Source organism: Nevskia sp. (assembly GCF_021732705.1).
Classification (GTDB): domain Bacteria; phylum Pseudomonadota; class Gammaproteobacteria; order Nevskiales; family Nevskiaceae; genus Nevskia.
Genome location: NZ_JAKFUM010000024.1, coordinates 21,139 through 33,759, shown reverse-complemented (window position 1 = coordinate 33,759; position 12,621 = coordinate 21,139). Strand labels below are relative to the sequence as shown.

Below are 12,621 nucleotides of genomic sequence, written 5' to 3'. Positions count from 1 at the left end.
TCGCGCCGGAACTGTATTTCGCGATCGGCATCTCGGGCGCGATCCAGCATCTGGCCGGCATCAAGGATGCCCGCACCATCGTCGCCATCAACAAGGACCCGGAAGCCCCGATCTTCGAAGTGGCCGATTACGGCCTCGTCGGCGACCTGTTCACCCTGGTGCCGGAACTCGAAGCGAAGGCCTGAGGGCCAGGCGTCACGCAGGAAACAGCGCGGTGGCGATGCCGGACGCCGCAGCCTGAAAATATCAGCCGGCTCGGGGCAGTCGTCGCGGACTGCGAAGTCGACATCGCACGGGAGGAGTCGTCATGCAGAAGCAGGCCAGCATCGCATCGCAGAAAGTGGGGTTGTGGTGCACGTGGATTTTTGCCGCGCTGACGGTCGTTGGCTGGCTCGGCATCGCGCATTTCTATGCGCCGCTGCCGGGGGACGTGAGCGCGGAAACGGCGAAGCAGTGGTTCACCGAAGAGCATCGCTGGGGCACGATCATCGGCTGCACGATCTTCTACATCGCCGCCGGCCTGCTGACGCCGGGCTCGATCCAGTTCGGCATCATGCTGTCGAAGATCGAAGGCCGCTATCCGCTGTGGTCGATCACCGCCGGCGTCTGCGGCATCTTCATCTCGCTGATCATCTTCTTCAACGCCTGCGCCTGGATCGTCTGCGCCTACCGCGTCGAGACCAGCGGCGACGTGATCCAGGCCTGGTACGACTGGTCGTGGTTCGCGTTCCTGCTCGGCTGGATCTATCTCGCGATCGAGATGATCGCCACCGCCGTCGTCGAGTTCCAGGACACCCGCGAAGTGCCGATGATTCCGCGCTGGTTCTCGTGGCTGACGCTTGCGGGCGCCGCCAGCCTGATCACCGCGGCCGGCCCGGCGTTCTTCAAGAGCGGGCCGTTTGCCTACGATGGCTTGCTCGGCTTCTACGTGCCGATGGTGGTCTGGGGGACGTACCTGATCGGCACCACTTGGTACATGCACCAGGAACTGGTGCGCGAGGAAGCCGGTGAGCGCGTGGCGCTGGCGCGAGGCGGCTTGCCGTCGTCGATGCCGGCCTGAGCCGGCGCGAGGCAGTCCAGCCCGATCCGCGTCAACCGATGATGTTCGCCGTGGCCGTGATCGACGGCCACGGCGCATCGCGATTCACTCGGGCGACGCGGCCTTCGGCGCCGTGATGCGGGCGATCGACTGCTTGACCTTCAACAGCGCGTTGAACAGCGCCACGCGCTCGTCGGTCGACAGGTCGGCCAGCACCTGCTGGTTGAACTCGACTTCCAGCGCCGTCATCCGCTTGATCAGCCCTTGGGCAGGCCGGGTCAGATAGACGCGCTTGGCGCGCTTGTCGTTCGGGTCCGGGCGGCGCGTGACCCAGCCCGCGGACTCCAGACTCTCGATGACATCGCCGAGGCTGGCCTTGCCGACTTCAAGCACATCCGCCAGCTGCGTCTGCATCATGCCGTCGTGACGCGACAGATGCGCCAGCACCCACCATTGCGCACGGGTCACGCCCAACGGTTTCATGAAGGTGTCGTAGGCGCTGCGGCGCATCCGCGACACATCGTGGATCAAAAAGCTCAGCCGGATGCCTTCGCGCGCACTGTCATCGAGTTCCGACGGGATGATGTCGATCTCGCTCGGACGGGCGCCGCGGGCCATCGACAGATCGTCGGTGCCACGCGCTTCGGCAATGGCTTTGGTGACTTTGGCGACCCTGCTGGTCGTGGCCCGCGTCGCTGCCATGTTTGATCCTGTCAATGAAAACGGACACTCGCTCGTGTCGTTTTTTAGATTATCGCGGCCATGGCCGTTCGTATACCGAGTTCCATGCACGAACGATTCCACGCCGGAATTCTGACGTGAATCAGTGCACAGTGACTGTACGGTACCCGACCATGGGCACGGCGTTTGACGCGTCCAGCCCAGACGGATCGCGCCCTGCCCGTTGGATCACAGCAGGCCGACGATGCTGATCGCGGCGACGCCGTTGTAGGGTACGCCGCCCAGATTATGGCTGAGGCCGAGCGTCGGGTTTTTCAACTGGCGTTCGCCGGCACGGCCGAGCAGCTGCAGGTAGTGTTCGTAGACCATGCGCAGGCCGGTGGCGCCGATCGGGTGGCCGAAGCACTTCAGGCCGCCGTCGATCTGGCACGGCACTTCGCCATCGGCGTCGTAGACCCCGTCGAGCACGTCGCGCCAGGCTTCGCCGTCGGCGGACAGGCCGAGGTCTTCCATCGTCACCAGCTCGGTGATCGAGAAGCAGTCGTGGACCTCGATCTGGCTCAGCTGCCGGCGCGGATCGGTGATGCCGGCTTCCTTGTACGCGGCGGCCGCGGCGCTGCGGGTGTTCGGCACATTGCTGCCATCCCAGTCGCCGGTGCCGGATTCGATGCCGCTGCTCGAGGCCAGCTGCAGCGCCTTGATCGTCACCCGATCGTGCTTGCCCAGCGCCTTCGCGATTTCCGGCGTGGTGACGATGGCGACGGCCGCGCCGTCGCTGACGCCGCAGCAGTCGAACACGCCGAGCGGTTCGGCGATCAGCGGCGCATTGAGGATGGTGTCCAGGCTGACCGCCTTGCGCAGATGCGCCTTCGGACTCTTGACGCCGTTCTGGTGGCTCTTGAACGAGACGTGCGCCAGCGCTTTCTTCAGCGTGTCGCGATCCAGCCGATACTTCGCGCGATACCCGGCGGCGAGCTGGGCGAAACCGGCGGGGGCGGAGCAGTACGGCATCCATAGATCGTTCAGGGTGCCCTTGCCCGGTACCGGCAGGCCGCCGTAGCCGGTGTCCTTGAGCTTCTCGACCCCGACCGCGAGCGCGATGTCGACCGCGCCGCTGGCCACCGCGTAGGCCGCGCCGCGCAGCGCTTCGGTGCCGGTGGCGCACATGTTCTCGACCCGGCTGACCGGAATGCCCTGCAGGCGCAGTGCCGTGGCCAGCGGGATCGCCGAATTGCCGACATTGACCGAATCGAGTGCGGAGCCGAACCACGCGGCTTCGATCTGCCGGCGCTCGATGCCGGCGTCGGCCAGCGCTTCGTTGAACGCCTCGCTGATCAGCTGCTCGCTGCCGACATCCCAGCGCTCGCCGAACTTCGAGCAGCCCATGCCGAGGATTGCGACCTTGTCCTTGATGCCTGTTGCCATGATCTTCTCGTGAGGGTCCGGGCCGGTCAGCGGATCGGCACCGCTTTCCAGAAATAGCGGCTGTAGTGCCGCTTGCGGTCGCGCGCCTTGATCCGGAACTGCATCGACAGCGGCGTGCCGACGTCGATGCCGGCGGCGCCGACTTCGACGATCTCCATCAGCAGGCGGGCACCGACATCGAACTGGACGAGGCCGACATACAGCGGCGGCGCCAGATAGAACTGCAGCCAGTCGGCGCTGTAGGTCGCGACCACCCCACGCTGGTCGGCGAACGGGAACGGCGTCTGACTGTCATGCGCGCCGCATTTCACGCAGTTCGGCAGCCGCGGAAACTGCGCCGTGCCGCAAGTCCGGCACTGGCCGCCGACGAAAGCGTTGATCTGGTCGGACGACCGATACTGCTGGGTCAGCGCCGCCTTGACGTCCGCTTCGGCGCGCATGCCCCAGTCGAGGTCGATCTCGCCTTCGAACGAGGCCATCTTCAGATACGCGGTTTCCGGAGTCCGGGCGGCGATCGCACCGGCCAGACCAAGCGCCGGGCGACGGCTGACGGCATTCATTTCAAACGCCAGCACTTCGACACCCTGACCGAAGGCCGCGACGATGATCAGATCGCCCGGCCTCGCGTTTTCCAGCGCGTGCACGAGTTGCAGCGGCGCGTGGGCACTGCCGCAGTCGCCAACGTTGGCGGCAAGGTCCGGGATGACCTTTTCCGGCGCGATGCCGAGCGTCTTCGCGACCAGCTTGTCGCTGCCGCCCGGCGCGCCGGCCAGACCGAACCATTGCACCGAGTCAGCACTTCGATCGAGGCGCGTCAGCAGCCGCTGGATCGCCGCCGGCACGACCTTGGCCACGCCTTCGTCGCGGATCCAGCGCTCTTCCCAGTAGTAATCGTGCTTCTCGCCGGTGGCGCGAAAGTGATCGACGAACAGGTGCGACACCGACTCGCGGCCCAGATAGTTCGCCATCGCACCCTCGTCGCCGACCTGCAGCGCGGCGGCACCGGCCCCGAACTGCAGTTCCTGCATCGAGCCCGGCTTGGCCGAGCGGCGGTCGGCGGCGATCACCAGCGCATCGCCTTCGGCGGACGATTCCAGCGACTGCGCCAATGCGGTCAGGCCGGCACGGGTCGCGCCGCCGGCATCCGAACAAACCGTGGAGGTCGACAGGTCCAGCGCGCTGGCGACGATCACCGCGTTCTGCAGATCGGCAAACGGCGGCGTGACCGACGCCAGGGTGAGGCTGCGCGGCGCGTTGCGGCCATTGTCGCGCAGGCAGTCGCGGGCGGCGGCAACGGCAAGGGTGATGGTGTCCTCATCCCAGCTGCACAGGGCGCGCTCGCCCTTGGCCTGCCCTTTCAGGCCGGGCAATGCCCAGGCATGCGCGTCTGCGATCGCGGCCCGGCTCATCCTCAGCCTCGGGATGTATGCACCGTAGGAAACGATGCCTTTCGAATGGCGAGTCAAACGGTGTCTCCGAGCCTTGATCGTGCGGGGAAAGTCGGTGGTGACCGAGGCGCAGCCTGCAGTCGCTTCGCGCGGTTGTCACGAGATAATAATACGGTACCATACGATAATAGGAAATCGGCGACTGCCGAAAACACGCCGGTCGTCTGCCCCTTCATTCAACCGGTGTGGCGGGCGATGATCGCGGTCCCGTCGCTGTCTCGGGCCGATCGCCCGGCGCTCACCGACCTGCGGCCCGACCTGACCCTGGAAGACTGTCACACCCATGAGATCGATTCTGTTCGTGCCGGCCGACAACGAGCGCAAGCTCGCCAAGGCCATCAGCTGTGGGGCCGACGCGCTCGTCTTCGATCTCGAAGACGCCGTGATGCCGGAACGCAAGCCTGTCGCCCGGACCCTGCTCGTCGACTATCTGAAGACCTATGCCGGCAAGAGCGAGGTCTGGATCCGGGTCAACGATCTGGCCTCTGGCGAACTGCTGCGCGATCTGGCGGCGGTCGTCGTGTCGGCGCCGGTCGGCATCGTGCTGCCGAAGATCCGCGGCCCGGAAGATGTCGAAACCGTCAGCCACTATCTGGACATGGCCGAGACCCAGGCCGGGCTGGCAGCGGGTTCGATCGGCATCATCGCGGTCTGTACCGAAACCCCGGCCGCGGTGCTGCGCATGGGCGAACTGGTCACCCGCAGCCTGCCGCGTCTGAGGGCACTGATGTGGGGCGGCGAAGACTTGAGTGCGGCGCTCGGCGCCGGCAACCCGCGTCAGCCGGATGGCCGCTGGCGCCCGGTCTACGAGCACGCCCGCCTGCAATGCCTGCTGGCGGCGCATGCGCTCGGCATCGAGGCGCTCGATACGGTGTACGTCGACTTCCGGAACGTCGACGGCTGCCGCCAGAACAGCGAGCAGGCGCGGTATGACGGCTTCACCGGCAAGATCGCGATCCACCCGGATCAGGTGCCGGTGATCAATGCCGCATTCACGCCGAGCGAGGCCGAAGTGGCGCATGCGCGACGCGTCATCGCGGCTTTCGAAAGCGGCGCCGGGGCCGTGTCGCTCGATGGCCAGATGCTCGACATCCCGCATCTGAAGTCGGCCCGCCGCCTGCTCGCCGCCGCAGCGGCCTGAGGCAGGCCGGCGCGTCGTCCCCGCTACCGAACAAAGACGGCGCCAGACGCCGACCATCTGCAACCGAGGAGTTCGTCGATCGATGTCCCGAAAAATCTATCCGGATGCTGCCAGTGCGCTGGCCGGCATCACCTTCGACGGCATGACCGTCATGTCCGGCGGCTTCGGCCTTTGCGGCATCCCTGAAAACCTGATCGTGGCCCTCCGTGATTCGGGTGCGAAGAACCTGACCGTGATCGGCAACAATGTCGGCTGCGACCACCATGGCATGTGGCTGGTGCTGGCCAACAACCAGATCAAGAAGGTGTTGGCCAGCTACGTCGGCGAGAACAAGATCCTCGAACAGCGCTACATGAGCGGCGAGATCGAGATCGAATTCAACCCGCAGGGCACGTTGGCCGAGCGCATCCGCGCCGGTGGCGCCGGCATCCCGGCGTTCTACACGCGCACCGGCTACGGCACCAAGGTCGCCGAGGGCAAGGAAACGCGGCAGTTCCCGAATCCGGACGGCACGCTCGACTGGTACGTGATGGAAACCGGCCTGACGGCCGACATCTCGCTGGTCAAGGCCTGGAAGGCGGATACCGAGGGCAACCTCGTCTACCGCAAGACCGCACGCAACTTCAATCCGATGATCGCCACCGCCGGCCGCATCACCATCGCCGAAGTCGAGGAGATCGTGCAGCCGGGCGAACTCGACCCGAACCAGATCCACACGCCGGGCATCTTCGTGCAGCGCCTCGTGAAGGGCACGAACTACGTCAAGCACATCGAGCGCGTCACCACCCGACCGCGCGCGACCGAAGGGGGGAACCAGTAATGGCCTGGACTCGCGATGAGATGGCGGCTCGCGCCGCAAAGGAACTGCGCGACGGCTACTACGTCAACCTCGGCATCGGGATTCCGACGCTGGTGGCCAACATGATTCCTGACGGCATGACCGTCACGCTGCAGAGCGAGAACGGCATGCTCGGCATGGGTCCGTTTCCGTACGAGGGCGAGCAGGATGCCGACCTGATCAACGCCGGCAAACAGACCATCACCGAACTGCCGCAGACCAGCTATTTCAGCAGCGCCGACTCGTTCGGCATGATTCGCGGCGGCCACATCCAGTTGTCGATCCTCGGCGGCATGCAGGTGTCGGAAAAGGGCGACCTCGCGAACTGGATGGTGCCCGGCAAGATGATCAAGGGCATGGGCGGGGCGATGGACCTCGTCGCCGGTGTGCCGAGGGTGGTCGTGGTCATGGACCACCGCGAAAAGGGTGGCGATTCGAAGTTCAAGAAGGCGTGCTCGCTGCCGCTGACCGGCAAGGGCGTGGTCGACCTGCTGATCACCGATCTCGCCGTGTTCGAGATCGACCGTCGCGGCGGCGGCGCGGTGCTGACCGAGATGGCACCGGGCGTCACGCTCGACGAATTGCGGCAGGCCACGGAAGCCGATTTCCGGGTCGCGCTGCAGGGCTGATCCGGCCGGTTTCACGATGGCGTGAATGCTGCGGTGCAGTCATCAATGATGCACCGCAACAGCCGCAATCCATTACATGACCTTTCAAGCCGTTCAGCTTGCAAGTTGCACCTGATATGGCACCATACGGTTAAACAGCAACGCTGATCCTCGCCATTGGCGAGTGAGCGCGTCGCGGCACCAACGTGGGATGCGCTGATCGATGAACCCCGACTCGCGGCGGGTCGCGGCATCAGGTTGCAGGGCAGTCACGAAGTCGACGGACGGGCAGGTCGACGCGGACTGAAGCGGCAATGCGCTTGCGGGGCGCTCATAGACCGAGGAGTCCAACGATGACGTCTGTAGCCGATAGCCGTCGGGCGAGAGCCCTTGCGTCGCAGCGTGTCGCTGCGATCACAGTGTTTTCGCTGATCGATGACGCGGCGCAGCATTCCTGACTTCCGAAACGTGAGCGCCCGGTGACGGTGCGCCGCATTCCTCCGTACCGACGACGCGAGCCCAAGCCGGGCTGCGTCCCGTCCCCAACCTTTGACCGTACCTAAGGTTGGGGACGCTGCCGCACCCATGACAAATCGTACGGTGGCGCGAACTGGGCGACGCGACCCCGTCAAGCCAAACGCTGTAATTCATTCTGGAGGAAAAACCGATGCATATCAGAAAGTATGATTTCGACTACTCCCGTCGAAAGATGATGCAGAACGTCGCACTCGGTCTGGGCGGCGGCGTGCTGGCTCCGGTGTGGCCGACGATCGCGGCGACCGGCGAAGTGACCAAGGCCTACCCGGACGAAGTCACGTCGATCGAGGTCAACACCAAGGGCAAGATCAAGGTTGGCGATGAAATCACCGCCGCCAACGTCGAACACGTCAAGCACCTGCTCGATCCGATCTTCTACAAGCAGGTCAGCGAGCTGGGCCGCAAGTTCAAGATTCGCGCGCCGACCAAGAACATCTCCGAGATGTTCCCGCACGCCTACATGGAAGCCACGCTGAAGAACTATGGCAAGGCCAAGTTCGACGAGACCGGCAACGTGGTCGAAGCCGCCACCGGCGGCCCGTGGATCGGCGGCAACCCGTTCCCGGACATCAAGACGGGCGACGAAGGCATCGCCAACCTCACCCTGAGCTGGGGTCGTCACGACCTGTCGCAGTACGCCGTTCGCGACTTCGACATCAACCCGGACGGCACGCCGGCCTACACCTACGACTTCTACTGGACCGAGCTGAACGCCACCGCGCGCACCGGCAAGGAAAAGTACTTCAAGAACAAGACGGACATGCTGCGTTACCAGTCCGTGTTCTTCACCTCGCCGCAGGAGCAGGCCGGCGCCTCGTTCCTCGTGCCGTGGTACTACGACCAGCGCAAGTTCCCGGACATCTACGGCTACCTGCCGTAGTTCCGTCGCGTTCGCCAGTTCCCGGCGAACCAGCGCTTCGAGCCGCTGGTTCCGGGCATCACGCTGTTCCTGTCCGATGCCTGGGCGGCCGGCGACCCGATGCGCACCTGGGGCAACACCAAGATCGTCGGCCGCGAGCCGCATCTGGCAGCCCTCGGCGGCAACTTCCGCGGTGAAGAGCACCCGAACTGGGAAAACCAGAAGCGCCACGGCGGCGCCAAGGGCCAGACCTTCATGGACTACACGATGGAACTCGTTCCGGAGTGCGTCGTGATCGAATCGGAGCCGACGGGCTACCCGCGCGCGCCGGTCGGCAAGAAGAAGATCTGGGTCGACACCCGCAACGCGATGGTCATCGCGTACATCACGTACGACCGTCGCGGCAACATCTGGAAGCAGGTCGACCCGGCGTTTGGCCCGCAGGTGCAGGGCAAGTTCGTCAACAAGGACGAAACCGGCCATCCGCACTGGTCGTGGACCTCGGTGCACATCCACGACATCCAGTCGAACCGCATGTCGCTGCTGAACCACGTGAAGCAGATTTCCGGTGGTTACTCCAGCAACTACTACAACCCGGACGAAAACGCCGTGTACGAAAAGTTCCTGACGCAGGCTGCCATCGCCCGCCTCGGTACGGTTTGAACACGACCGCGTGACCTTTGTCGCTCCGGCCGGCGTCAGGCGCCGGTCGGAGCGATTTCCGGAGAATGCTGTGAAATCGACGATTTCCACGCTGCTGTGCGGGCTTGTACTGAGCATGGCGGCCAACACGTCCCTTGCGGCCGGTACGCCGGAGGGGCAATACATCCAGACGATCACGTCTGGCATCCCGCACTCGGCACTGTTCGGGATCAGTTTCGATGCAGGCACCGGCGTCGCGGTGGGCATCGGTGGCTCGGTGCTGACCACGGGCGACGGCGGTGCGACGTGGACGCCGGTCAAGCAGGACGCCACCGAGCTCGCGCTGCTCGCCGTCGAACGTCGCGGCAGCCACACGATCGCGGTCGGGCAGCTCGGCGTCGCCATCATCGAGACCGCCCCAGGCCAGTGGAAGAAGGCCGACACCGGCGTTGAAGGGCGGCTGCTGTCGGTCAGCGTCAACTCATCCGGGCTGGCGGTCGCCGGGGGCGAATTCGGCCTCGTGATCAAGTCGACCGATGGCGGCCAGACCTGGGCGCAGGCGGCCCCGGTGTGGACCGATTACGCCGACCCTGATCAGCCGGGCACGGCCGAACCGCATATCTACAGCGTCCACGTCAGCGAGCGTGGCGACATCACCGTTGCCGGCGAATTCGGCGTGATCCTGCGCCAGGACGCCGGCTCCGATCAGTGGCGCGTGCTGAATCCGCTGAAGGCCGGCACGCCGACCCTGTTCGCGATGCATCTGTCGGACTCGCCGCTCGGCAACAGCTACGCCGTGGGGCAGGCCGGCGAGGTCTTGATCTCGACCAACGGCGGCGACAGCTGGTTCCGCAATCGCGCCAAGACACAGTCGAACTTCCTCGGCGTCACCTCGGCACCGGGTGGCAAGGTCGTCATCACCGGCATGCGCGTGATGATGAGAAGCGGCAACGGCGGCATCGACTGGTCGCCGATCGAGGAAGGCGACACCACCACGGACTGGTATCAGGCTGTGCGGACGGAGCGCGGCTCCGGTCGCATCATGGCGGTTGGACACGCGGGACGCATCATTCAAATCAAGGGCTGACGGCCTGCCGTGTCGTCAATGGAGTGCCGGGGGGCCGGCACTGCAGTCAAAAAGCCAACAGATCGCAACACGAACGTGCGAGGGGAAATCGTGATGAAAAAACTCAAAATGAAGACCTGTGGTGCCATTGCAGCGGGCGTGTCGATGTTTGCCAGCGCCGGGGCGCAGGCGGCAGGCGGCGCCGGCACCAAGTTTCTTGGTGCGGATTTCTCGTACAACGGCTTCCTGAGGCTCGAAGCCGCGGTCAAGACCACGAGCGACGACAACTACTGGAACCAGAACGCCTACAAGTTCAACGGCCAGACCATTCGGCGCGTGGCCGGCAACCCGGTCGGCGGGTTCCAGATGCCGCTGGCGCCGGGTCAGGCCATCTACGACGGCCTGGGTCTTGATGGCCTGCCGATCCAGATCCGCGTGCCGGCCAACGGCATCACCAGTTCGGATTCCAATCGTGACGGCGTGCCGAACGAGCATTCGTTCGTGAACTACCACGCGCTGCGTTTCGAAGCGACGCCGACGCTTGCCTGGGGCAACTTCAGCATCATCACGCGTATCCGCGCGCTGTACGACCCGGGCGGCGCAGGCTATGTCGACTTCGACCCGGCGGCCTACCGGTTCAAGAACGGCGGCATCAAGGGCGGTCTGAATTCCAATTACAGCGTCAAGCCGAACTACTTCGGCTATCGCGTCGAAGGCAACTCCAACCCGGTTCCGCTCGAATTCTCGGGTCGCAACTACCTGGTCGATCTTCCGGCGTTCTTTGCGCAGTACCAGCAGGGTCCGCTGACCTTGCGCATCGGCAACCAGACGGTCGCGTGGGGACAGGCGCTGTTCTTCCGCGTGTTCGACGCAGCCAATGGTCTCGATCTTCGCCGTCACCTGATTCTTGACCGCGCCATCGAGGAATACGCGGACGAACGCGCATCCGCACTCGGTGGTCGTCTGACCTGGCAGGCGACGGACCAGATCGTTGCCGATGCCTTCGTTCAGAAGTTCCAGCCGAGCGTGCTGCCGAACCCGAACACGCCGTACAACATCATCCCGTCGCAGTTCACGATTCGCGATCGCTACTCGCAGTACGGCTACGACAACGAGATCAACTACGGTCTGCGCGTGAAGGGCGACTTCGGCAACTACGCGTTGCAGGCGTTCGCCATCCGGCGCTTCAACCCGCTGGGCACGTTCCGCTGGACGCGCTCGGACGTGAATCAGGCGCTTCCGAACGACAATGCGCTCGGCGCTGCCTTCAACCAGTACTGCAACCTCGTGCTCGGCACGGGCGGGCAGGGCTGCGGACCGATCCTCGCCAACACGCCGTTCGAAGTGGCACCGGCCGGCGTGTTCTCGGCCGAGGAATGGTTCTACTACGCACCCGCCGTCCGCGTGAATCCGGTCAAGGCGCTGAACTCGGCGATCAACGATTTCGCTGCGTCGCAGCAGCTGCTGGCACAGCCGGTCGACAACACGCAGGCTGCCAACAATCAGCTGGATGCGTTCTTCATCGCCGGCGATGGTCTGCACGGTCACATCGAGCGCATCTACGTGCCGGAAACGCTCGTCGGCCTCGGCGGCACCTATGTCACCGAAGCGGAGCCGGGCTCGATCTTCGACCAGCTGATCATCAACCTGGAAGGCAGCTACACGCCGAGCAAGGCGACGGCGTTCTCGGGCGGTGACGACCTGTCCCAGCGGATCTACAAAACCGAGGAGTTCGTCGGCGCACTGGTGCTGGAAAAGTACCAGCGCTTCTCGACCGACTTCCCGGCCACCTACCTGCTGGCCCAGTACCTGTACCAGAGCAAGACCGACCTCGTCGGCCGCAGCCTGCGCGGCTACGGTGGTCGTCCGGGCTCGAATCCGCTGCCGTCGTTCATCGGTGGCCAGGGCACGCAGCCACAGCTGCCGGATGGCGTGACCGGTGCGCATTACGTCGCGCTGGCATTCCTGCAGCCGTTCCCGAACTACATCTGGGAAGTCAGTGCCGCAACGCTGATCGACCCGCGCGGCAGCATCCTGGTGCAGCCGGCGGTGCAGTGGAAGCCGCAGGGCAACCTGACGGTCAACCTGTTCTACAACTACGTCAACGGCCATCTGTTCGGCGCCAACCCGAACAACACGCTGCTGTCGACGGTGAGCTTTGCTGATGAAATCGGGATCCGTCTCGGCTTCCAGTTCTGAGCGCATTGCGTGACGGTCAGGCCCGGGCGATGACCTCGTCCGGGCCGACATCGGTCCGGCACGCAGGCCTCGAATGACCGGTGCCTCGGCATCGTGCACACGGGGCTGCGCCCGACACGCTGTGCGTAGCAGTTCCAG

10 protein-coding genes and 1 pseudogene are annotated in these 12,621 nt (G+C 64.9%); 8 read left to right on the top strand and 3 right to left on the bottom strand.

The window, feature by feature from the left end; all coding sequences use genetic code 11:
- A partial coding sequence (locus QZ951_RS19875) for an FAD-binding protein (protein ID WP_292999357.1) occupies positions 1–185 on the top strand: 185 nt, incomplete at its 5' end.
- A 122-nt stretch (positions 186–307) separates the two neighbouring features.
- Positions 308–1,060: a hypothetical protein gene (locus QZ951_RS19870; RefSeq protein ID WP_293003801.1), complete on the top strand. Its 753-nt coding sequence runs from the start codon at positions 308–310 to the stop codon at positions 1,058–1,060.
- Positions 1,061–1,144: 84 nt separating this feature from the next.
- Here QZ951_RS19870 and QZ951_RS19865 read toward each other — a convergent pair whose 3' ends face one another.
- From QZ951_RS19865 to QZ951_RS19855, 3 genes are all read right to left on the bottom strand, one after another.
- Complete coding sequence (locus QZ951_RS19865) at positions 1,145–1,741, bottom strand: MarR family transcriptional regulator (RefSeq protein ID WP_293003799.1); 597 nt, start codon at positions 1,739–1,741, stop codon at positions 1,145–1,147.
- 207 nt (positions 1,742–1,948) lie between these two features.
- Entirely contained in the window at positions 1,949–3,145 is a 1,197-nt protein-coding gene (locus QZ951_RS19860; RefSeq protein ID WP_293003797.1) for an acetyl-CoA acetyltransferase, read from the bottom strand.
- Between the two features lie 26 nt (positions 3,146–3,171).
- Entirely contained in the window at positions 3,172–4,554 is a 1,383-nt protein-coding gene (locus tag QZ951_RS19855) for a 3-oxoacyl-[acyl-carrier-protein] synthase III C-terminal domain-containing protein (protein ID WP_293003770.1), read from the bottom strand.
- Between the two features lie 322 nt (positions 4,555–4,876).
- On the opposite strand from QZ951_RS19855, the gene QZ951_RS19850 reads away from it, so the two are divergent.
- The 6 genes and pseudogenes from QZ951_RS19850 to QZ951_RS19825 all read left to right on the top strand — a co-directional run bounded on the left by QZ951_RS19850 (position 4,877) and on the right by QZ951_RS19825 (position 12,483).
- Entirely contained in the window at positions 4,877–5,734 is an 858-nt protein-coding gene (locus QZ951_RS19850) for a CoA ester lyase (protein WP_293003768.1), read from the top strand.
- 82 nt (positions 5,735–5,816) lie between these two features.
- Positions 5,817–6,554 carry a CoA transferase subunit A gene (locus QZ951_RS19845; RefSeq protein WP_293003766.1) on the top strand — a complete coding sequence of 246 codons (738 nt, stop codon included), beginning with the start codon at positions 5,817–5,819 and terminating at the stop codon, positions 6,552–6,554.
- The gene (locus QZ951_RS19840; RefSeq protein ID WP_293003764.1) at positions 6,554–7,201 is read left to right on the top strand and encodes a 3-oxoacid CoA-transferase subunit B; all 648 of its coding nucleotides are present in this window, start codon (positions 6,554–6,556) and stop codon (positions 7,199–7,201) included. Before QZ951_RS19845 ends, QZ951_RS19840 begins: the two co-directional genes overlap by 1 nt.
- Before the next feature lie 646 nt (positions 7,202–7,847).
- Positions 7,848–9,239 (top strand): annotated as a pseudogene (locus QZ951_RS19835) (DUF1329 domain-containing protein).
- 70 nt (positions 9,240–9,309) lie between these two features.
- On the top strand, positions 9,310–10,305 hold the full coding sequence (locus tag QZ951_RS19830) for a hypothetical protein (protein ID WP_293003762.1): 996 nt from the start codon (positions 9,310–9,312) through the stop codon (positions 10,303–10,305).
- Between the two features lie 93 nt (positions 10,306–10,398).
- A complete protein-coding gene (locus QZ951_RS19825; protein WP_293003760.1) occupies positions 10,399–12,483 on the top strand; it encodes a DUF1302 family protein in 2,085 nt (694 codons plus the stop codon).
- Positions 12,484–12,621 lie beyond the last annotated feature (138 nt).